Origin of the sequence: Coralloluteibacterium thermophilum (assembly GCF_042654365.1) — a bacterium.
Classification (GTDB): domain Bacteria; phylum Pseudomonadota; class Gammaproteobacteria; order Xanthomonadales; family Xanthomonadaceae; genus Coralloluteibacterium; species Coralloluteibacterium thermophilum.
In genome coordinates, this window is record NZ_JBHSGG010000003.1 from 60,854 (window position 1) to 80,733 (window position 19,880).

Consider the following 19,880-nt stretch of genomic DNA (forward strand, 5'->3'; position numbering starts at 1 on the left):
CCGGTGCGGACGCCCTGTATCCTGTGCGGCCGGCGCCCGCGCGCCGGTCTTCGCTGACTGATGGACCCGACCTTGGCCGACGCCACTCCGAAACGCCGTCCCGTCCTTCGCGCCTTCGTCTGGCTGATGGCGCTCCTCGTCCTCGCCGCGGCCGCCGCGGGTGCCGTGCTCTACGTGGGCTACCGCGCCTTCGCGGACGCGCCGGTGCTGCCCGAGGGCAGCGCGGCGACCTCGGTCGTCATCGAGCGCGGCGACGGCTTCGCCGCGGTGCTCCGGCGCCTGCGCGCCGAGGGCGTCACCGCCGGCCACGAGCTGCACTGGAAGGCGCTGGCGCTGGAGACGGGGGCACGCGGTCGGATCAAGGCCGGCGAATACGCCCTGGACCCGAATCTGACTCCGCGCGAGCTGCTCCTGCGGATGGCCGCCGGGCGCGTGGTGCAGCGCCGCTTCACCATCGTCGAGGGCTGGAACATCCGCCAGCTCCGCGCCGCGCTGGCGGAAGCGGAGGCGGTCGATCACCGCAGCCGGGACCTGTCCGACGCCGAGCTGATGGCGGAACTCGGCCATCCCGACGCGCACCCGGAAGGCCGCTTCCTGCCCGAGACCTATTCCTACACCCGGGGCACCACGGACCTGCAGATCCTCGCCCGCGCCTTCGACGCCATGGAGGCCACGCTCGAGGCGCTGTGGGCGGAGCGGGCCGACGACGCGCCGGTCGCCACCCCGTACGAGGCCCTGATCCTCGCCTCGATCATCGAGAAGGAAACCGGCGTTCCCGAGGAGCGCGGGGAGATCGCCGGCGTGTTCGCGCGGCGGCTGCAGCGCGGCATGCTGCTGCAGACCGATCCCACGGTCATCTACGGCGTCGGCAGCGCCTACCGCGGCGTGATCCTGCGCAGCCACCTGACCACCGACACGCCGTACAACACCTACACCCGCCCGGGCCTGCCGCCGACCCCGATCGCCATGCCCGGGCGTGCCGCCATCGAGGCCGCACTGAATCCGGCGCCGGGCGACACCCTGTACTTCGTGGCCCGTGGCGACGGCAGCGGCGGGCACGTGTTCTCGCGCACCCTCCAGGAACACAACCGCGCGGTCGCCTGCTACCGGCGCGGGGGCTGCCCGTGAGCGCAGGCGGCAGGCTGGTCACCATCGAGGGCGGGGAGGGCGCCGGCAAGTCCACGGTGATGGCCGCCGTGCAGGCCGCGCTGGCCGCGACGGGGCGCGAGGTCGTCGCCACCCGCGAGCCGGGCGGCACGCCTGCGGCCGAGGCGATCCGCGCGCTGATGCTGAGCCCCGAGCACGCGCTGGTGCCGGAGGCCGAGCTGCTGCTCGCCTTCGCCGCCCGCGCGCAGCACGTGCGCGAGCGGGTGCTGCCGGCGCTGGCGCGCGGCGCCATCGTGCTCAGCGACCGCTTCACCGACGCCAGCTTCGCCTACCAGGGCGGCGGGCGCGGCATCGACGCCGCGCGCATCGCCGAACTCGAACGCTGGGCGGCCGGCGTGCGCCCCGACCTGACCCTGCTGCTCGACGTCGGCGTCGGCGAGGGCCTCGCGCGTGCGCGCGGCCGCGGCGGCGCGCCGGACCGCATCGAGCGCGAACAGGAGACCTTCTTCGAACGCGTGCGCGCGACCTATCTCGCCCGCGCAGCCGCCGAGCCCGCACGCTTTCGCGTGATCGACGCCGGCCTCCCGCAGGCCGAGGTGGTCGCCGCGGTGGAAGCGCAGGTGCGCGCCTGGCTGGAGGCCCAGGCATGGACGTGAGCGCCTTCGCGCCCTGGCAGTCGCGCGCGCTCGACGGTGCGCTCGATGCGCTCGCCCACGGCCGGCTGGGCCATGCCACCCTGCTGCGCGGCCCCGAGCGCCTGGGCAAGCGCGCGGTCGCCGAGGCGCTGGCGGCGCGCCTGCTGTGCACCGGCACGAGCGGCGCCCAGCCGGCCTGCGGCGCATGCCGCGGCTGCCGCCTGCGCGCCTCGGGGACCCATCCCGACTTCCGGCTGGTCACCCTGGAGGTCAACGAGAACACCGACAAGCTGCGCAGCGAGATCGTGATCGACCAGATCCGGCGGCTGGGCGAGTGGTTCGCGCTGACCTCGCAGTTCGGCGGCGCCCAGGTCGCGCTCATCGATCCGGCCGACACCCTCAACACCGCCGCGGCCAACGCCCTGCTCAAGACGCTGGAGGAGCCGGCGCAGGACCGCTACCTGCTGCTGGTGGGCGCGCGTCCGGCGCGCCTGCCGGCGACCATCCGCAGCCGCTGCCAGTCGATCGAGTTCCGCCTGCCGCCGCGCGCCGAGGCGCTGGCCTGGCTGCAGGCGCGCGCGCCGCGCGACGCCGAGGCGGCGCTGGACGCGGCACGCGGCCATCCCGGCCTCGCCGAGGACTGGATCGCGCAGGGCGCGCTGGCGTTGCGCGCGCAGGTGTGCGAGGACCTCGAGGCGCTTGCCGCGGGACGCCACGGCGCCATCGACACCGCCGCGCGATGGGTGGCGGACGAGGACGCCGCGCTGCGCCTGCGCTTCGCCGCCGATCTGGCCCTGGAACGCGCGGGCGCGCTCTCCGGGGCGGAGCCGCCGCGTCCGGGCGGCTTGACCGCCTGCGACGACTTCCGGAAGCTCTCGGCCTGGTTCGACGCGGCCAACCGCACCCGCGACCTGCTGCGCACCACGGTGCGCGCGGACCTGGCGGTGGCGGACCTGCTGCAGCAATGGAGAAGCGCCTGCGCGCCCGCAACGGGCGCGGCGCGCACGAGGAGATGAACGCGATGGTCGGTGCGGCAGGCGGCGCGCGACAGGGCATCCTGTCGCTGGCGATCAAGGACAAGGCGGCGCTGTACAACGCCTACATGCCCTTCGTGAAGGGCGGCGGCATCTTCGTGCCCACGCCGAAGCGCTACGCGCTCGGCGACGAGGTGTTCGTGATGCTCTCGCTGATGGACGAGAAGGAGCGCATGGGCGTGGCCGGCAAGGTAATCTGGATCACCCCGCCCGGCGCCCAGGGCCACCGCACCGCAGGCATCGGCGTGCAGTTCGCCGACTCCCCCGAGGGCGAAGGCGTCCGCGGCAAGATCGAGACCCTGCTGGCCGGCACCCTGGGCGGGGACAAGCCGACGCATACCATGTGATGGGGGCACGGGGCACGGGGCACGGGGCACGGGGCACGGGGCACGGGGCACGGGCAGAGGGCACTGGGCACTGGGTATGAGGGCTCCCGCATCCTCCCCGGCCCTAAGCCCTAAGCCCTAAGCCCTAAGCCCGAAAGCCCGAAAGCCCGAAAGCCCAAGGCCGCGCCCGCTTCATCCTCCCACCACCCCCAACCGCTGCCCCAGCCGCACGGCCTGTTCCGGCTGCCAGGCCGGGTCCAGGGCCACGCCCGGGGGGACCAGCAGGATCACGGTCGAGCCGTAGTTGAAGCGCGCCATCTCGGCGAAGCGGGCGAGGGAGATGTTCTGGCCGCGCCAGTCGCGGCGCTCGATGCGGTGGGCGTAGGCGGGGATTTCCTCGCCGCTCCAGACGGTCTCCACGCCGGAGACGAGGATGGCACCCACCATCACCACGGCCATGGGGCCGAAGTCGGTGTCGAAGTGGCAGACCAGCCGTTCGTTGCGCGCGAACAGCCGCGGGATCGCGCGCACCGCGAACGGGGCCACGCTGAAGATGCGGCCGGGCACGTGCACGGTCTCCCGCAGGGTGCCGCCGAACGGCATGTGCACGCGGTGGTAGTCGCGCGGCGCCAGGTAGATGGTGGCGAAGCTGCCCTGCGCGAACGGGGCGGCGGCCGCCGCGTCGCCCAGCAGTTCGGCCGCGGTGTAGGACTGGCCCTTGGCCTGGAAGATGCGTCCGTCCTCGATGGGCCCGAGCTGGCTGATGCGGCCGTCGCAGGGCATCACCAGCGCGCGCGGGTCGGGGTCGTCGCTGCGCACGCCGGGCCGCAGGGCGCGGGTGAAGAAGGCGTTGAAGGTCGGGTGCGCGGTGGGGTCGGGTTCCGCGAAGTCCGACATGTCGACCTCGAACCTGCGCACGACCGTCCTGATCAGCCAGTTCTTCAGCGGCGCCCAGCGCGCGCGCGCCACGCGGTAGGCCAGGCTGGAGAGCAGGCGGTGCGGGAGCAGGTACTGCAGCAGGACGGCCGGACTCATGGGCCGGTCATCCCCGCCAGCACGCGCATGTCGCGCGCGATCGCCTGCGGGTCGAACGCCGGCGTGCCGCTGCCGGGACCGTCCGGCGGCTCCGGGCGCACCAGGCCGGTCATGCGGCCCTGCGGGTCGATCACCGAGAGCGTCGAGGAGTGGTCGATGGTGTAGTCGCCCTCGGCGCCGCCGTCGACCGGCACCTTCATGAACACCATGCCCAGGGACTGCACGAACTCGCGCAGCGCGTCCGGGTCGGAGGTCGCGGCCAGGGTGTCGGGATCGAAGTAGCGGGCGTACTCCACGGTGCGCGCGGGGCTGTCGCGCTCGGGATCGACCGAGACGAAGACCACCTGCGGCCGGGTTTCTTCCGGCATGTCGCGCCAGGCGCGCTGGGCCTGGGCCAGCTGGGCGAGGGTGGTCGGGCACACGTCCGGGCAGTGCGTGAAGCCGATGAACACCAGGCTCCAGCGGCCCTGCAGGTCGGCATTGGTGAGCGGCGGCGCGTCCTCGCCCCGGTCGAGCGCGAACGGCGGCAGGGCGCGCGCCTGCGGGAACAGGCGGACGGTCTCGAGCTCGGGCAGCGCGGGCCCGGCGCTGCGCTGGGCCAGCCACAGCCCGAGGCCGGCGGCGAGCGCCGCGACGAGGACGATGAGGGTGGTGCGGTTGAACATCGCGGAACTGCCGGTCGCGGGGGAACCGCGAAGTATAGTCGGAGCCTGCCGGCGCGCTCCGTGGCGCCTATACTTCCCGGCCGTCCGCGCCCTGCCGTGCCCGATGACCGCCGAACTCGCGACCCTGATCGATTTCATCCGCTACGGCGCAAGCCGCTTCAACGCCGCCGGCCTGACCTTCGGGCACGGCCACGACAATGCACTGGACGAGGCCACCCAGCTCGTCCTGCATGCCCTGCACCTGCCGCACGACATCGGCCCGGCCTACGGGCAGGCGCGCCTGACCGCCGACGAGAAGGCGGCCATCCTCGCCCTGTTCGAGCGCCGCGTCCGCGAGCGCGTGCCGGCCTGCTACCTCACCGGCGAGGCGTGGTTCGCGGGCCTGAGCTTCAAGTCCGATCCGCGCGCGCTGGTGCCGCGCTCGCCCATCGCCGAGCAGATCGAGGCCGGTTTCGAGCCCTGGCTCGCCGGGCGCCCGGTGGCCCGCGCCCTCGACGTGTGCACCGGCTCGGGCTGCATCGCCATCGCCATGGCGCACTACAACCCGCACTGGGAGGTCACCGGGGTCGACATCAGCGACGAGGCGCTGGCCCTGGCGGCGGAGAACCGCGAGCGGCTGCACGCCAGGAACGTGCGCCTGCTGAAGTCCGACCTGTTCTCGGCGCTGGCCGGCGAGACCTTCGACCTCATCGTCACCAACCCGCCCTACGTCACCAATGCGCAGACCGACGCGCTGCCGCCGGAGTACGCGCACGAGCCGGAGCTCGGCCTGCGCGCGGGGGACGACGGCCTCGACCTCGCCCTGCGCATCCTGCGCGACGCGCCCGGGCACCTGACCGAGCAGGGGCTGCTGATCTGCGAGGTGGGCGAGAGCGAGGAGGACCTGGTCGCACTGCTGCCGGACGTGCCCTTCGCCTGGATCGAGTTCCGCGTCGGCCAGATGGGCGTGTTCGCCATCGATCGCGCCGACCTGGTCCAGCACCACGCGCGCATCCGCGCGCTCGCGGACGCGCGCGGGCCGTGAGCCGCGGCGCGCGCCGACGTCGGCAGCGGACGGCCGGGGGGGAGGCGCCCTGATGGCCGGCAACACCTTCGGCACGCTGTTCGCCGTGACCACCTTCGGCGAGTCGCACGGCCCGGCCATCGGCTGCGTCGTGGACGGTTGCCCGCCGGGGCTGGCGCTGGCGCCGGAGGATTTCGCCCACGACCTCGCGCGCCGCGCCACCGGGCGCACGCGGCACACCTCGCAGCGCCGCGAGGCGGACCAGGTCGAGATCCTCTCGGGCGTGTACGAGGGCCGCACCACCGGCACGCCGATCGCCCTGCTGATCCGCAACACCGATCAGCGCAGCCGCGACTACGCGGCCATCGCCGCGCAGTTCCGCCCGGCGCACGCCGACTACACCTACTGGCAGAAGTACGGCATCCGCGATCCGCGCGGCGGTGGCCGCAGCTCGGCGCGCGAGACGACCATGCGCGTCGCCGCGGGCGTCATCGCCAGGAAGTGGCTGGCCGAGCGGCACGGCGTGCGGGTCCGCGGGTGGCTGTCGCAGCTGGGCGAGCACCGCGCGGCGGTCCCGCCGGCCGAGGTCGATTTCGACGCGGTCGAGGCCAATCCCTTCTTCTGGCCCGACCCGGCGCAGGTGCCCGCGCTCGAGGCCTACATGGACGCGCTGCGCAAGTCCGGCGATTCGGTGGGCGCCGAGGTCAGCGTGGTGGCCGAGAACGTGCCGCCGGGCTGGGGCGAGCCGGTCTACGGCAAGCTCGACGCCGAGCTGGCCGCGGCGCTGATGTCGATCAACGCGGTCAAGGGCGTCGCCATCGGCGACGGCTTCGACGCGGTCGCGCAGCGCGGCACCGAGCACCGCGACGAGTTCACCGCCGACGGCTTCCTGAGCAACCACGCCGGCGGCATCCTCGGCGGCATCAGCAGCGGCCAGGCGGTGCGCGCGCGGGTCGCCTTCAAGCCGACGTCCAGCCTGCGCCTGCCCGGCCGCGGCCTGGACGTCGCCGGCCAGGCGGTGGAGGTGGTGACCACCGGCCGCCACGACCCCTGCGTCGGCATCCGCGCCACGCCCATCGTCGAAGCCATGACCGCCCTGGTGCTGATGGACCAGGCGCTGCGCCACCGCGCGCAGTGCGGGGACGTCGGCCCGGTGTCGCCCCGGGTGCCGCCCGGCCTGGGCTGAGCGCACGCCGGGCGTTCCACCCGGTGCTGGTCCGCCAGACCGCGGCGCGCGAAGATTGGCGGTTCCCCGTTACCCATTCCCCAGATCCCACCTCCTGCGAGTTCCCATGTCCACTGCACGCTTCAACGTCGCCATCGTCGGTGCTACCGGCGCTGTCGGCGAGACCCTGCTCTCCATCCTCGCCGAGCGCGACTTCCCCGTCGCCGACCTCGTGTTGCTCGCCAGCGCGCGCTCGGCCGGCGAGAAAGTGCGCTACGGCAGCCGCGAGCTGGTCGTGCAGGACCTGGAGACCTTCGACCCGGCCGGCATCGACGTGGCGCTGTTCTCCGCCGGCGGCTCGGTCTCGAAGGCGTACGCGCCGAAGTTCGCCGCGGCGGGCGCCGTGGTGATCGACAACTCCTCGGCCTTCCGGGGCGACGCCGACGTCCCGCTGGTGGTGTCCGAGGTCAACCCGGAGGCCGCCCGCGTGCGGCCGCGCGGCATCATCGCCAACCCCAACTGCTCGACCATGCAGCTGATGGCGGTGCTCGCGCCGATCCACCGCAGCGTCGGCATCGAGCGCATCAACATCGCCACCTACCAGTCGGTCTCCGGCACCGGCCGGCGCGCGCTCGAGGAACTGGGCAAGCAGACCGCGGCGCTGCTGAGCTTCCAGGAGGTGGAGAGCGAGGTGTACCCGGTGCAGATCGCCTTCAACGTCATCCCCCACGGCGGCGACTTCACCGAGAACGGCTACACCACCGAGGAGATGAAGCTGGTCCACGAGACCCGCAAGATCCTCGGCGACGACGGCATCATGGTGAACGCGACGGTGGCGCGGGTGCCGGTGTTCTACGGGCACTCCGAGGCGGTGCACATCGAGACCCGCGCCAAGATCACCGCGGCCGAGGCGCGCGCGCTGCTGGAGCAGGCGCCGGGGGTCGAGGTGGTGGACAGCCGCGCCGACGGCGGCTATCCGACCGCCGTCACCCACGCCTCCGGCAAGGACCCGGTCTACGTCGGCCGCATCCGCGAGGACATCTCGCATCCGCGCGGGCTCGACCTCTGGGTGGTGGCCGACAACATCCGCAAGGGTGCGGCGCTCAACGCCGTGCAACTGGCCGAACTGGTGGTGGCGGAGCGCGCCTGAGCATATAGTCGCCATCGCGCCACGATGGGTCGAATGCCTTCTGCGGCCGCATCCTGGGGGAGAAACATAAAGTGATACGCAAACAATCCACGCTTGCCCTCGGGCTCGCGCTCGCCCTCGCGGCATCGCAGGCGCAGGCCCTCGGCCTGGGCCAGATCCAGGTGAAGTCCGGCCTCGACCAGCCCTTCCTGGCGGAGATCCCGATCGTGGCCGCCGCGCCGGGCGAGGTCGAGAGCCTGCGGGTGCGCCTGGCGTCGCCCGACGCCTTCGAGCGGGTGGGGCTGGAGCGCCCGTCGCGGCTCGCGGCCAATCTCTCCTTCGAGGTCGTGGACGGGGACCGCGGCCAGCCGGTGATCCGCGTCACCACCAACGGCCCGGTCAACGAGCCGTTCCTGAGTTTCCTGCTGGAGGTCGACTGGGGGAGCGGCCGGATGATGCGCGAGTTCACCGCGCTGCTGGACCCGCCCTACATCGCCCCGGCGGTGCTGCGCCCGGCGACGCAGGCGCCGGTCGCCGCCGCGCCCTCCACCCAGGGTACGGTCGCCCGCCCGGCGCCGTCCGCTCCGGACGCGCAGCCCGCCACCGCCCCGCCGCCGCGCCCGGCCGCACCTGCGCCGGCGCCCGCGGCGGATCCCGGCGTCATCGTCGGCCAGTTCGGGCCGGTGGCCGCCGGGCAGACGCTGTCGCAGATCGCGAGCGACGTGCGCCCGCCGGGCGTGTCGCTCAACCAGATGATGATGGCGCTGCACAACGCCAATCCCGACGCCTTCATCGACGGCAACATCCACCTGATCAAGCGCGGCGCGGTGCTGCGCGTTCCGGAGCGCCAGGAACTCGACCGGCTCGGCCGCAGCGAGGCCGACGCGCTGGTGCGCCAGCACACCGAGACGTGGCAGCAGCGCATCGCGCCGGTGCCGCAGCCGGCCGCGCCGGAGCTGGTCGAGGTCGACGAGGCCGAGACCGCGCTGGCCTCCGCGCGCGCGGACGGCGCACGCCTGGAGATCGTGCCCGCCTCGGGCGACGACAGCGGCAGCGCCAGCGGCCAGACCGGCGCCACCGCCGGCGGGACCGGCAGCGAGCTGCGCGCCGAGCTCATCCGCGCGCGTGAGGATCTCGCCGCGCGCGAGGCCGAGAGCGCGGAACTCCGCGCCCGCGTCTCCGATCTCGAATCCCAGCGCGAGAACCAGCAGCGCCTGCTCGAACTGCAGAACAGCCGCTTGGCCGCGCTGCAGGAGCGCCTGCGCGAACTCGACGGCGAGACCGCCGGGGACATGGAGGCGGAGCTGGCCGAGGCCGTCGCGCCGACCGACGAGGAGGCCGCCGCGTCCGAGGCAGCCGCCGCCGACGTGGGCGGTGCCGGCTCCGCGGTCGCCGCGGCCGCCGATGCGCCGGCCGCCCCGGCCGAGCCCGTCGTCGCCGCACCTGCGGACGCCCCGGTGGCGCAGCCCGCCGCAGCGGAACCCGCGCCCCCGCCGGGCGCGCCGCGCTGGCCGTGGTTCCTGGCCGGCCTGGCGCTGCTCGCCGGCGGCGCCTTCTTCGCGCTGCGTCGGCGCCGGGCGCCGGAGGAGGCGCTCCCGCGCGAACGAAGCGCCCTGGCAGCGCAGTTCGACACCGCGGCCGAGGCCGCCGAGGCGCCTGCGGCCGACGATGCCGAGCGCCTTGGGCTGGAGGAGGCGGTCGCGGCGGATCCGGACGATGCCGATGCGCATCTCGCCCTGCTGCGGCACCACTACGACAACGGGGACGCCGAGGCCTTCGTCCAGGCCGCCGAGGCCATGCATGCCGCCCTCGGCACGCCCGCGCCGCACTGGCAGGCGGTGCAGGCCATGGGCCGCGCCCTCGCGCCGCAGCACCCGCTGTTCGGCGAAGCGCCGCCCGAGCCCGAGGCCGACCCCGCGGGCGCACAGCCGGCCGCCCCCGTGGTTCCCGGCGCACTGCCCACCTGGGTCTACGCGCCCGCCGGCTCGCGCGAGCCCAAGGCGGAGCGTCTGCCCGACGAGGCGCCGCCCGCGGATCCCGACGACCTCGACGATGGCGTCGTGGCGCTGGACATGGACATCGACGCGGATGCCGACGCGGACCTCGAGGCCATCCCGGAGCGGCCCGAGCCGGGCGCGACCGGCGGCTGGAGCGAGGACGAGCGCTTCGCCGAGGTGGAGGCGTTCGAACCGCCGCTCGACGAGCGCGGGCCGTCGCCCGGGGACGAGGGCGGGGCGGTGGACGCCGAGGCAGCCGAGACCAAGCTCGAACTCGCCCGCGCCTACCTCGACATCGGCGACGGCGAGGGCGCGCGCGGCATGCTCGAGGAAGTCGTGACCGAAGGCACCGAAGCGCAGCGCGCGGAGGCGCGCCGGCTGCTCGGACAGATCGGGTAGCATGGCCTGCCGCGGCGCCTCCCGCCGCGGCGACGACGGATGGCGAGGGGCCGGGGCGACCCGGCCCTTCCTCGTTCGGGCGGCGCGCGCCGGAGAGACCGGATGCCGCGCGCCTTCCGCATCCCGTCCTGGCGCCCGGCGCAGCGCGCCGCGCCCGGACCACACGACACGCTCTGGAAGACTGACTGGGTCATGCGTTACGCCCTGGGTATCGAGTACGACGGCACCGGCTTCCTCGGCTGGCAGCGGCTTCCCCACGGCCGCACCGTGCAGTCCGAGGTCGAGGCCGCGCTGTCGTTCGTCGCCGGCGAGCCGCTCGAGGTGGTGTGCGCGGGCCGTACCGACTCGGGCGTGCACGCGCAGTGCCAGGTGGTGCATTTCGATACAGCGGCCCAGCGCAGCGAGCGCGGCTGGACGCTCGGCATGAACTCGCGCCTGCCGCCGGAGATCGCCACCCGCTGGTGCCGGCCGGTGTCCGACGACTTCCACGCCCGCTTCGGCGCGATCGCCCGTACCTACCGCTACCGCATCCTCAACCGGCCGTTGCGTCCGGCGCTGCAGCGCGACTACGTCGCCTTCGAGCGGCGCCCGCTCGACGCCGACGCCATGCACGCCGCCGCGCAGGCCCTGATCGGCGAGCACGACTTCAGCGCCTTCCGCACCGTCCACTGCCAGGCACCGCACGCCCGCCGCGACATGCAGGCGATCCGCGTCTGGCGCGACGGCGACGAAGTGCTCATGGAGATACGCGCGAACGCTTTCCTCCACCACATGGTCAGGAACATCATGGGCTCGCTGCTGCCGATCGGACGCGGGGAGCGTCCGGTGGGGTGGATGGCCGAACTGCTGGCCGGGCGCGACCGTGCGCTCGCCGGCCCGACGGCGCCGGCTAGCGGCCTGACGTTCCTGGGGCCGCGCTATCCGCAGCGGTTCGAACTGCCCGACGAGGTGAGCGCTTGAGCGACCTTCCCTTCCGCACACGCGTGAAGTTCTGTGGACTGACGCGCCCGGGCGACGTGCGCCTGGCGGGCGAACTGGGCGTGGACGCGATCGGCTTCGTGTTCGTCAAGGGCAGCCCGCGCCGGCTGGAGGTCCCGCAGGCGCACTGGCTCAAGGCGGCGGTGCCGCCGATGGTCTCGATCGTCGCCCTGTTCATGGACGCCGACCCCGACCACGTGCGCTACGTGGTCGAGGAACTGCAGCCGGCCATGCTGCAGTTCCACGGCAGCGAGGAGGAGCGCTACTGCCGCAGCTTCGGACTGCCCTACCTGCGCACCATCCCCATGCGCGATCCGCACACCGATCCGGCCGAGATGGCCGCGCGCTTCCCCTCCGCGGCCGCCTTCCTGTTCGACGGCCACGCCCTGGGCGAGCAGGGCGGTGGCGGGCTCCGCTTCGACCTTGCGCGCCTGCCGGGGCCGCTGCGGCGGCCGACCTTCATCGCCGGCGGCCTGACCCCGGACAACGTGTACGACGTCGTGCACCACGCGCGGCCCTGGGGCATCGACGTGTCGAGCGGCATCGAGAGCGCGCCGGGCATCAAGGACGGCGCGCGCATGCGCCGCTTCATGGAGGAGGTGCGGCGCGCCGACTGCGCCGCGCCCGGCGACTGAGTTCCATCCGTGGCCGGCCGCGCCGGGGCCGAGCGCGTACACTGGGCGATTGCCGCCGCGAATCGGGCGCGGGTCCGTACCGCGGCGGCGCCCGAGCCAGGAAACACCGTGAGCACCGCAGACTCCGCCATCACCGACTACGCCGCAGGCCCCGACGCGCAGGGCCGCTTCGGCCGCTTCGGCGGCACCTTCGTGTCCGAGACGCTCATCGAGCCGCTGCGCGAGCTCACCGAGGCCTATGCGCGCTTCCGCGCCGATCCGGCGTTCCAGGCCGAGTTCGACGCCGACCTGGCGCACTACGTCGGCCGCCCCAGCCCCATCTACGAGGCGGCCCGGCTCTCCGCCGAGGTCGGCGGCGCGCGCATCCTGCTCAAGCGCGAGGACCTGAACCACACCGGCGCCCACAAGATCAACAACACCATCGGCCAGGCGCTGCTTGCGCGGCGGATGGGCAAGACCCGCATCATCGCGGAGACCGGCGCGGGCCAGCACGGCGTGGCCAGCGCGACGGTGGCGGCCCGGCTCGGCCTGAAGTGCGTGGTCTACATGGGCGCCACCGACATCGAGCGGCAGAAGATCAACGTCTACCGCATGCGCCTGCTGGGCGCGGAGGTGGTGCCGGTGACGTCGGGCTCGAGGACGCTCAAGGACGCGCTCAACGAGGCGATGCGCGACTGGGTCACCAACGTTGCCGACACCTTCTACATCATCGGCACGGTGGCCGGGCCGCACCCGTACCCGATGATGGTGCGCGACTTCAACGCCATCGTCGGCCGCGAGGCGCGCGCGCAGATGCTCGACCGCTACGGGCGCCTGCCGGACGCGATCACCGCCTGCGTCGGCGGCGGCTCCAACGCCATCGGTCTGTTCCATGCCTTCCTCAACGACCCGGGCGTGCGCATCGTCGGCGCGGAGGCGGCGGGCGAGGGCATCGACAGCGGCCGCCACGCCGCCTCGCTGTCGGCCGGCCGCCCCGGCGTGCTGCACGGCAACCGCACCTACCTGCTGTGCGACGACGACGGCCAGATCGTGGAGACGCATTCGGTCTCCGCCGGCCTCGACTATCCGGGCGTCGGTCCCGAGCACGCCTGGCTGAAGGACGTCGGCCGCGTGGACTACGTCGGCGTGACCGACGACGAGGCGCTGGCCGCGTTCCACACGCTGGCGCGCACCGAGGGCATCCTCGCCGCGCTGGAGTCCAGCCACGCCATCGCCCAGGCCATGAAGCTCGCGCGCGACCTGCCGAAGGACGCCCTGGTGCTGGCCAACCTGTCCGGCCGCGGCGACAAGGACGTGCACACGATCGCAGCGCGGGAGGGGATCGAGCTCTAGGCGGTAAAACGGGAAGCGGGAATGGGGAAGCGGGAATCGGGACCTGCAGGCTCTCCCCGGAGAGCGGACGCGGTGCCCATCCGCATAGCCTCCCATGCCCCATGCCCCATGCCCCATGCCCGCTCCCGCTTCCCGACTCCCGCTTCCCCATTCCCGCCTCACCAGACCCACACCACACCCCATGCCCAGCCGCATCTCCACCACCTTCGCCGCCCTGAAGTCGCGCGGCCGCAAGGCCCTCATCCCCTTCGTGACCGCCGGCGACCCCGCGCTCGACGCGACGGTGCCGGTGATGCACGCGCTGGTGGCGGGCGGCGCCGACCTCATCGAGCTGGGCATGCCGTTCAGCGATCCCATGGCCGACGGGCCGGCGATCCAGCGCGCGAGCGAGCGCGCCCTGGCGCGCGGTGTCGGGACCGACCGCGTGCTCGACTGGGTGCGCACCTTCCGGGAGCGCGACGACGCGACGCCGGTGGTGCTGATGGGCTACCTCAATCCGGTCGAGGCGCGTGGCACCGCCGTCTTCGCACGCCAGGCGCGGGCGGCGGGCGTCGACGGCGTCCTGCTGGTCGACCTGCCGCCGGAGGAGGCCGCCGAGACGCGCGCGCACTTCGCGGCCGAGGGCCTGGCCCTGATCGCCCTGGTGGCGCCGACGACGGCGCCGGCCCGGCAGGCGCGCATGCTCGCCGAGGCGCAGGGCTACCTGTACTACGTGAGCTTCGCCGGCGTCACCGGCGCCGACCGCCTCGACACCGTCGAGGTCGGCGCCCGCGTCCGCGCCCTGCGAGCGGCGTCGACGGTGCCGGTCGCGGTCGGCTTCGGGGTGCGCGATGCCGCCTCGGCCGCCGCGGTCGCCGCGGACGCGGACGGTGTCGTGGTGGGCAGCGCCCTGGTCGAGCGCCTCGCCTCGGGCGACCCGGCGCAGGCCCCGGCGCGAGCCGAGGAGTTCATGGCCGTGCTGCGCCGCGCCATCGACGCGGTCTGAGCATCGTGCCGCGTGCGCTAGAATCCGCCTCCCTTCGAACGACGGTCCGCGCATGAGCTGGCTGCAGAAACTGATGCCTTCGCGCATCCGCACCGAGACCACGAGTCGTCGGCGCAACGTGCCGGAAGGCCTTTGGGAGAAGTGCGAGCGCTGCTCGACCGTTCTCTACGGCCCCGAACTGGAGCGCAACCTCGAGGTCTGCCCGAAGTGCGGCTTCCACCGCCCCATCGCCGCGCGCGTGCGGCTGACGCGCTTCCTCGACGCCGGCAGCGCCAGCGAGATCGCCGCGGAGCTCGCGCCGGTGGACGTGCTGAAGTTCCGCGACACCAAGAAGTACGCCGACCGCATCAAGTCCACCCAGAAGCAGGTGGGCGAGCGCGACGCGATGGTCGCCATGCGCGGCACGCTCAAGGGCCTGCCCACGGCCGCCTGCGCCTTCGAGTTCCGCTTCATGGGCGGCTCGATGGGTTCGGTGGTCGGCGAGAAGTTCACCCGCAGCGCGGAGCTGGCGCTCGCCGAGCGCATGCCGCTGGTGTGCTTCTCCGCGACCGGCGGCGCGCGCATGCAGGAGGGCCTGTTCTCGCTGATGCAGATGGCCAAGACCTCCGCCGCGCTGGCGCGCATGCGCAAGGCCGGCCTGCCGTTCGTCTCGGTGCTGACCCATCCGACCACCGGCGGCGTGTCGGCGAGCTTCGCGATGCTGGGCGACCTCAACGTCGCCGAGCCGCAGGCGCTGATCGGCTTCGCCGGCCCGCGCGTGATCCAGCAGACGGTGCGCGAGACGCTGCCCGAGGGCTTCCAGCGCTCGGAGTTCCTGCTCGAGCACGGTGCCATCGACCTCATCGTCGACCGCCGCGAGCTGCGCGACCGCCTCGGCGACATCCTGGCCCTGATGATGGGGCGCCCGAAGCCGGCGCCGGGCGTCGGCGATGCGGATGAACCCGATCTCGTCGTTCCGACCCAGCCCGCGGACGCGGTGGTCGAGCCGTGAGCCGGCGCTACTTTGGGACCGACGGCATCCGCGGCCGGGTCGGCTCGCCGACCATCTCCCCGGACTTCGTGCTCAAGCTGGGCTGGGCGGCCGGCCGCGTGCTGGGCGCTGCCAGCGGGCACCATTCCAGCGTGGTCATCGGCAAGGACACGCGCATCTCGGGCTACATGTTCGAGTCCGCGCTGGAGGCGGGCCTGGTCGCGGCGGGTGTCGACGTGCAGCTGCTCGGGCCCATGCCGACGCCCGGCGTGGCCTACCTGACCCGCTCGCTGCGCGCCGACGCCGGCATCGTCATCAGCGCCTCGCACAACCCCCACGACGACAACGGCATCAAGTTCTTCTCTGCCGAGGGCGAGAAGCTCCCCGACGAGATCGAGCTCGCCATCGAGGAGGAACTCGACAGGCCGTTCCAGACGGTCGCCTCCGGCGACCTCGGCAAGGCCAGCCGCATCGAGGCGGCGGCGATGCGCTACGCCGAGTTCTGCAAGTCGACCGTGCCGGCCAAGTTCAACCTGCGCGGGCTCAAGCTCGCGGTGGACTGCGCCCACGGCGCCACCTACCACATCGCGCCGCTGCTGTTCGAGGAGCTGGGCGCGCAGGTCTCGGCCATCGGCGTCGAGCCCGACGGCCTCAACATCAACCGCGGCGTGGGCTCGACCGACATCGCCGCGCTGCGCGCCCACGTGCTGGAGACCGGTGCCGACCTGGGCGTGGCCTTCGACGGCGACGGCGACCGGCTGCTGTGCGTGAGCGCCTCGGGCCGCATCGTCGACGGCGACGACCTGCTCTACCTGCTGGCGCTGGACTGGAAGGCCCAGGGTCGCCTGAAGGGGCCGGTCGCCGGCACGCTGATGACCAACTACGGCCTGGAGCAGGCCCTCGCCGCGGAGGGCATTCCCTTCGTCCGCACCCAGGTCGGCGACCGCTACGTGCACCGCGCGCTGGTGGAGCAGGGCGGCACCCTGGGCGGCGAGGCGTCCGGCCACCTGCTGTGCCTGGATCGCGCCACCACCGGCGACGGCATCGTCTCGGCGCTGCAGGCGCTGGACGTCGTGCGCCGCAGCGGCCGCAGCCTGGACGAGCTGCTCGCCGGCCTGCAGCGCTACCCGCAGAAGACCGTCAACGTCCGCTTCGCCGCCGGCGCCCGCCCCGTCGAGGCGCCGGCCGTGCAGTCCGAGCTCGCCGCGGCCCAGAAGGCCCTGGCCGGTCGCGGCCGGGCCTTCATCCGTCCGTCGGGCACCGAGCCGGTGGTGCGCGTCACCGCCGAGGCGGACGACGCGTCGCTGATGCAGCAGGTGCTCGACCGCCTCGCCGACGCCGTCCGCCAGGCCGCCGCCTGATCCTCCCGTTTCCCGACGCCCACGCCCCTCCGCGCCATGAGCCAGATCCCGACCCTCGACATCCGCCGCTTCGACACCGACCGCGAGGCCTTCGTGGCCGAACTGGGGGCCGCCTACCGCGAGTGGGGCTTCGCCGGCATCCGCGGCCATGGCATTCCGCAGTCGCTGATCGACGAGGCCTACGACGCCTTCGTGCGCTTCTTCGCGCTGCCGGAGGAGACCAAGCGCAAGTACCACGTCCCCGGCGGCGGCGGCGCGCGCGGCTACACCCCCTTCGGCGTCGAGACCGCCAAGGGCGCGAAGCACTTCGACCTCAAGGAGTTCTTCCACATCGGCCGCGAGCTGCCGGAAGACTCGAAGTACCGCGACGTGATGCCGCCCAACGTCTGGCCGGACGAGGTCCCGGAGTTCCGCGAGAAGGGCCTGGCGCTCTACGGCGCGCTGGACGCGCTCGGGGCGCGCGTGCTGGAGGCGCTGGCCCTGCACATCGGCCTGCCCCAGGACTGGTTCGCCGACAAGACGGACTTCGGCAACTCCATCCTGCGCCCGATCCACTATCCGCCGATCACCGCGGACGACATCCCGAACGTGCGCGCCGGCGCGCACGGCGACATCAACTTCATCACCCTGCTGGTGGGCGCGAGCGCCGCCGGGCTGGAGGTGCGTTCGCACGCGGGCGAATGGGTGCCGTTCACCGCGGACGAGGACACCATCGTGGTCAACATCGGCGACATGCTGCAGCGCCTGACCAACCACGTGTACCCGTCCACCATCCATCGCGTGGTCAACCCGCCGGGGGACGAGGCGCGCAAGCCGCGCTACTCCACGCCGTTCTTCCTGCACCCGAACCCGGACTTCCTGATCGACGTGCTGCCGTCCTGCGTGAGCGAGGACAATCCGAGCCGCTACCCCGAGGCCATCACCGCGCACGGCTACCTGGAAGAGCGCCTGCGCGAGATCAAGCTGAAGTAAGCCGCAGCGTCGCCAGCGCGAGGCCGGCCGCCGCTGCGCCGGCCAGCACGCCCCAGGTCAGCAGCATGCCGAGGGCGCGACCGGCGGAGACGCCGGCGCTGCGCTCCAGTCCCCAGGCGTGCAGCAGGCGGCCGGCGAGCAGCAGGCTCCCGAGCAGGACGAGCCACGCGCGCGCCAGGCCGGACAGCTCCAGCAGGCCGATCAGCAGCAGGGCCAGCGGGACGTACTCGACGAAGTTGGCCTGGGCGCGGATGCGGCGGGCGAGGGCATCGTCGCCGCCGCTGCCGAGTCCGATGCCCGCGGAGCGGCGGCGGAGGGAGACGCGGAGCGAGAGCGCGAGCAGGAGCAGCGCGTGCAGGGACGCGAACAGCAGAGTGAGCGTGGGGAACATGGCGGTCCTCCGGGTCAGCGGGCGTCGCGGATGCGCGAGGAGCCGCGCGCCATGAGCGCGTGCAGCGCCCGGTCAGGCAGCAGTTTCGTCACGCCCCGCAGCAGCTTGTAACCCGCGCCCGGCACGACGATCGCGCGGCCGGCCTCGAGGCCGTCGATCCCGGCCCGGGCCACGGCATCGGCGTCGAGCCACATCCAGCGCGGCAGCGTCGCGACCCGCGCGCGGGTGCCTGTCACGTCGTGGAACTCGGAGTAGGTGAAGCCGGGGCAGAGGGCGCTGACCCTGACGCCGTGCGCCGCGTTCTCCAGCGCGAGCGATTCGCTGAAGCGGACGAGGAAGGCCTTGGCCCCTGCATAGAGGGTCTGGCCGGCCGCGCCGGGGATCAGGCCGGCCACCGAGGCGACGTTGAGGATGCGGCCCTGGCCGCTCGCCCGGATCGCGGGGAGCAGGCGATAGGTCAGCTCGCAGACGGCGGTCACCATCACCTGCAGGAAGGCGGCGTGCGTCGGCCAGTCCGGCGTCAGGTAGCTGCCCGGAACGCCGTAGCCGGCGTTGTTGACCAGGCCGCCAACGGCGATCCCGCGTTCGGCAAGGGCGGCCTCGATGCGTGCCGGCGCCGCCGGATCGGCGAGATCCTCGGGCAGGACATCGCAACGGACCCGCGGCGCGAGTTCGTCGGCCAGCGCCCGCAGGCGTTCCTCGCGCCGGGCGGTGAGCACAAGGGGATGGCCCCGGCGCGCGTACTCGCGGGCGATGGCGCTGCCGATGCCGCTGGAGGCGCCTGTCACCAGGATGGTCGGGAGCGGACGGGTCATGCGCGATCTCCGGGTACGGGGGGCCGAGTCTAGGAGAGCGCGCGGCGGAAGCGTCGAGAATCGCACGACCCCGGGGTCTCGTCTCCTCGGGTCGACGGGCCGGTCCGCATCCGAAGGGAGAGGGTGGCGCGCGGCATGGCCTCCTCCCTGCGCCGCCGGTATCCTCGTGCGTCGATTCTCCTGGAGCAGCGCATGCGTACCCCCCTGGTTGCGGGCAACTGGAAACTGCATGGCGATCGCGCCTTCGTCGCCGACCTCCTGGCCGAGGTGCTCGAGGGGCTTTCCCCGGGCGTCGAGGTGGCGGTCATGCCGCCGGCCCCCTACCTGTCGGACGCGGTGGCGGCGGCCGGGGGGCGCATCGCGGTGGGCGCCCAGGACGTGAGCGTGCACGAGAGCGGCGCCTTCACCGGCGAGGTCTCGGCGGCGATGCTCAGGGACGTCGGCTGCCGCTACGTCCTGGTCGGCCATTCCGAACGGCGCCAGTATCACGGGGAGGACAGTGCCCTGGTGGCGCGCAAGCTGCTCGCCGCCCGCGCCGCGGGCCTGGTGCCCGTGCTGTGCGTGGGCGAGGACCTGGCCGCGCGCGAGGAAGGGCGGACCGACGCGGTGCTGGCCAACCAGCTCGCGCCGGTGTTCGAGCTGGGGGGCGACCAGGCCCTGGCCGGGACCGTCGTGGCCTACGAGCCGGTCTGGGCCATCGGCACCGGGCGCACGGCGACGCCGGAGCAGGCGCAGGCCGCCCACGCCTTCATCCGTGGCGAGGCGCTCGCGCGGGATGCTAGTATTGCCAGCTCGCTGCCGATCCTGTACGGCGGCAGCGTGAAGCCCGCCAACGCGGCGGAGCTGTTCGCCCAGCCCGACGTCGACGGCGGCCTGATCGGCGGCGCTTCGCTCGTCGCCGCGGATTTCCTCGCCATCATCGCAGCGGCCGCCAAGGTCGCCTGAA

Annotated in this window: 20 protein-coding genes; 16 read left to right on the forward strand and 4 right to left on the reverse strand. The window is 73.5% G+C overall.

Features of this window, described 5'->3' with window-relative positions:
* Positions 1-126 precede the first annotated feature (126 nt).
* The 4 genes from mltG to ACFO3Q_RS02655 are packed head-to-tail and all read left to right on the forward strand — an operon-like array spanning position 127 to position 3,123.
* The gene (gene mltG, locus ACFO3Q_RS02640) at positions 127-1,128 is read left to right on the forward strand and encodes an endolytic transglycosylase MltG (protein WP_377003061.1); all 1,002 of its coding nucleotides are present in this window, start codon (positions 127-129) and stop codon (positions 1,126-1,128) included.
* Entirely contained in the window at positions 1,125-1,763 is a 639-nt protein-coding gene (gene tmk, locus ACFO3Q_RS02645) for a dTMP kinase (protein ID WP_377003063.1), read from the forward strand. Before mltG ends, tmk begins: the two co-directional genes overlap by 4 nt.
* Entirely contained in the window at positions 1,754-2,758 is a 1,005-nt protein-coding gene (locus tag ACFO3Q_RS02650; protein WP_377003064.1) for a DNA polymerase III subunit delta', read from the forward strand. The genes tmk and ACFO3Q_RS02650 overlap by 10 nt, the downstream gene beginning before the upstream one ends.
* On the forward strand, positions 2,755-3,123 hold the full coding sequence (locus tag ACFO3Q_RS02655; protein ID WP_377003171.1) for a PilZ domain-containing protein: 369 nt from the start codon (positions 2,755-2,757) through the stop codon (positions 3,121-3,123). Before ACFO3Q_RS02650 ends, ACFO3Q_RS02655 begins: the two co-directional genes overlap by 4 nt.
* 171 nt (positions 3,124-3,294) lie before the next feature.
* On the opposite strand, the gene asd is transcribed toward ACFO3Q_RS02655, so the two are convergent.
* Both asd and ACFO3Q_RS02665 read right to left on the reverse strand, forming a co-directional pair.
* Positions 3,295-4,137 carry an archaetidylserine decarboxylase gene (gene asd, locus ACFO3Q_RS02660; protein ID WP_377003065.1) on the reverse strand — a complete coding sequence of 281 codons (843 nt, stop codon included), beginning with the start codon at positions 4,135-4,137 and terminating at the stop codon, positions 3,295-3,297.
* The gene (locus ACFO3Q_RS02665; RefSeq protein ID WP_377003067.1) at positions 4,134-4,802 is read right to left on the reverse strand and encodes an SCO family protein; all 669 of its coding nucleotides are present in this window, start codon (positions 4,800-4,802) and stop codon (positions 4,134-4,136) included. The genes asd and ACFO3Q_RS02665 overlap by 4 nt, the downstream gene beginning before the upstream one ends.
* Before the next feature lie 103 nt (positions 4,803-4,905).
* Between ACFO3Q_RS02665 and prmB the strand changes: the two genes are divergently transcribed.
* The 11 genes from prmB (at position 4,906) to ACFO3Q_RS02720 (ending at position 17,728) form a co-directional block, all read left to right on the forward strand.
* On the forward strand, positions 4,906-5,826 hold the full coding sequence (gene prmB, locus ACFO3Q_RS02670) for a 50S ribosomal protein L3 N(5)-glutamine methyltransferase (protein WP_377003068.1): 921 nt from the start codon (positions 4,906-4,908) through the stop codon (positions 5,824-5,826).
* Positions 5,827-5,878: 52 nt separating this feature from the next.
* Positions 5,879-6,991 carry a chorismate synthase gene (gene aroC, locus ACFO3Q_RS02675; RefSeq protein ID WP_377003069.1) on the forward strand — a complete coding sequence of 371 codons (1,113 nt, stop codon included), beginning with the start codon at positions 5,879-5,881 and terminating at the stop codon, positions 6,989-6,991.
* A 106-nt stretch (positions 6,992-7,097) separates the two neighbouring features.
* A complete protein-coding gene (locus ACFO3Q_RS02680; RefSeq protein ID WP_377003071.1) occupies positions 7,098-8,120 on the forward strand; it encodes an aspartate-semialdehyde dehydrogenase in 1,023 nt (340 codons plus the stop codon).
* 71 nt (positions 8,121-8,191) lie between these two features.
* A complete protein-coding gene (locus tag ACFO3Q_RS02685) occupies positions 8,192-10,495 on the forward strand; it encodes a motility hub landmark protein FimV (protein WP_377003072.1) in 2,304 nt (767 codons plus the stop codon).
* 192 nt (positions 10,496-10,687) lie between these two features.
* On the forward strand, positions 10,688-11,455 hold the full coding sequence (gene truA, locus ACFO3Q_RS02690) for a tRNA pseudouridine(38-40) synthase TruA (RefSeq protein ID WP_377003172.1): 768 nt from the start codon (positions 10,688-10,690) through the stop codon (positions 11,453-11,455).
* Entirely contained in the window at positions 11,452-12,108 is a 657-nt protein-coding gene (locus ACFO3Q_RS02695; RefSeq protein WP_377003073.1) for a phosphoribosylanthranilate isomerase, read from the forward strand. The genes truA and ACFO3Q_RS02695 overlap by 4 nt, the downstream gene beginning before the upstream one ends.
* A gap of 108 nt (positions 12,109-12,216) precedes the next feature.
* Positions 12,217-13,440 carry a tryptophan synthase subunit beta gene (gene trpB / locus ACFO3Q_RS02700; RefSeq protein ID WP_377003074.1) on the forward strand — a complete coding sequence of 408 codons (1,224 nt, stop codon included), beginning with the start codon at positions 12,217-12,219 and terminating at the stop codon, positions 13,438-13,440.
* A gap of 181 nt (positions 13,441-13,621) precedes the next feature.
* On the forward strand, positions 13,622-14,425 hold the full coding sequence (gene trpA / locus ACFO3Q_RS02705) for a tryptophan synthase subunit alpha (RefSeq protein ID WP_377003075.1): 804 nt from the start codon (positions 13,622-13,624) through the stop codon (positions 14,423-14,425).
* A gap of 52 nt (positions 14,426-14,477) precedes the next feature.
* The gene (gene accD / locus ACFO3Q_RS02710) at positions 14,478-15,416 is read left to right on the forward strand and encodes an acetyl-CoA carboxylase, carboxyltransferase subunit beta (RefSeq protein ID WP_377003076.1); all 939 of its coding nucleotides are present in this window, start codon (positions 14,478-14,480) and stop codon (positions 15,414-15,416) included.
* Positions 15,413-16,756 carry a phosphoglucosamine mutase gene (gene glmM / locus ACFO3Q_RS02715; protein WP_377003077.1) on the forward strand — a complete coding sequence of 448 codons (1,344 nt, stop codon included), beginning with the start codon at positions 15,413-15,415 and terminating at the stop codon, positions 16,754-16,756. Before accD ends, glmM begins: the two co-directional genes overlap by 4 nt.
* Before the next feature lie 36 nt (positions 16,757-16,792).
* Positions 16,793-17,728 carry an isopenicillin N synthase family dioxygenase gene (locus ACFO3Q_RS02720; protein WP_377003079.1) on the forward strand — a complete coding sequence of 312 codons (936 nt, stop codon included), beginning with the start codon at positions 16,793-16,795 and terminating at the stop codon, positions 17,726-17,728.
* Here the strand turns inward: ACFO3Q_RS02720 and ACFO3Q_RS02725 are convergent.
* Both ACFO3Q_RS02725 and ACFO3Q_RS02730 read right to left on the reverse strand, forming a co-directional pair.
* Positions 17,715-18,119, reverse strand: coding sequence for an MAPEG family protein (locus ACFO3Q_RS02725; RefSeq protein WP_377003080.1), 405 nt, complete (start codon positions 18,117-18,119; stop codon positions 17,715-17,717). The two genes, ACFO3Q_RS02720 and ACFO3Q_RS02725, sit on opposite strands and share 14 nt — an antisense overlap.
* Positions 18,120-18,133: 14 nt before the next feature.
* Positions 18,134-18,934, reverse strand: a complete 801-nt coding sequence (locus ACFO3Q_RS02730; RefSeq protein ID WP_377003081.1) for an SDR family NAD(P)-dependent oxidoreductase — start codon at positions 18,932-18,934, stop codon at positions 18,134-18,136.
* 192 nt (positions 18,935-19,126) lie between these two features.
* Here ACFO3Q_RS02730 and tpiA point away from each other — a divergent pair, with 192 nt between their 5' ends.
* Positions 19,127-19,879: a triose-phosphate isomerase gene (gene tpiA, locus ACFO3Q_RS02735; RefSeq protein WP_377003083.1), complete on the forward strand. Its 753-nt coding sequence runs from the start codon at positions 19,127-19,129 to the stop codon at positions 19,877-19,879.
* The last annotated feature ends 1 nt before the right edge of the window (position 19,880 follow it).

What these genes read in the sequence shown, in the direction of transcription:
- mltG (WP_377003061.1), top strand. Translation starts at nt 127, where the DNA reads ATGGCGCTCCTCGTCCTCGCCGCGGCCGCCGCGGGTGCCGTGCTCTAC.
- ACFO3Q_RS02650 (WP_377003064.1), top strand. Translation starts at nt 1,754, where the DNA reads ATGGACGTGAGCGCCTTCGCGCCCTGGCAGTCGCGCGCGCTCGACGGT.
- ACFO3Q_RS02655 (WP_377003171.1), top strand. Translation starts at nt 2,755, where the DNA reads ATGAACGCGATGGTCGGTGCGGCAGGCGGCGCGCGACAGGGCATCCTG.
- asd (WP_377003065.1), bottom strand. Translation starts at nt 4,137, where the DNA reads ATGAGTCCGGCCGTCCTGCTGCAGTACCTGCTCCCGCACCGCCTGCTC.
- ACFO3Q_RS02665 (WP_377003067.1), bottom strand. Translation starts at nt 4,802, where the DNA reads ATGTTCAACCGCACCACCCTCATCGTCCTCGTCGCGGCGCTCGCCGCC.
- prmB (WP_377003068.1), top strand. Translation starts at nt 4,906, where the DNA reads ATGACCGCCGAACTCGCGACCCTGATCGATTTCATCCGCTACGGCGCA.
- aroC (WP_377003069.1), top strand. Translation starts at nt 5,879, where the DNA reads ATGGCCGGCAACACCTTCGGCACGCTGTTCGCCGTGACCACCTTCGGC.
- ACFO3Q_RS02680 (WP_377003071.1), top strand. Translation starts at nt 7,098, where the DNA reads ATGTCCACTGCACGCTTCAACGTCGCCATCGTCGGTGCTACCGGCGCT.
- truA (WP_377003172.1), top strand. Translation starts at nt 10,688, where the DNA reads ATGCGTTACGCCCTGGGTATCGAGTACGACGGCACCGGCTTCCTCGGC.
- trpA (WP_377003075.1), top strand. Translation starts at nt 13,622, where the DNA reads ATGCCCAGCCGCATCTCCACCACCTTCGCCGCCCTGAAGTCGCGCGGC.
- accD (WP_377003076.1), top strand. Translation starts at nt 14,478, where the DNA reads ATGAGCTGGCTGCAGAAACTGATGCCTTCGCGCATCCGCACCGAGACC.
- ACFO3Q_RS02720 (WP_377003079.1), top strand. Translation starts at nt 16,793, where the DNA reads ATGAGCCAGATCCCGACCCTCGACATCCGCCGCTTCGACACCGACCGC.
- ACFO3Q_RS02725 (WP_377003080.1), bottom strand. Translation starts at nt 18,119, where the DNA reads ATGTTCCCCACGCTCACTCTGCTGTTCGCGTCCCTGCACGCGCTGCTC.
- ACFO3Q_RS02730 (WP_377003081.1), bottom strand. Translation starts at nt 18,934, where the DNA reads ATGACCCGTCCGCTCCCGACCATCCTGGTGACAGGCGCCTCCAGCGGC.
- tpiA (WP_377003083.1), top strand. Translation starts at nt 19,127, where the DNA reads ATGCGTACCCCCCTGGTTGCGGGCAACTGGAAACTGCATGGCGATCGC.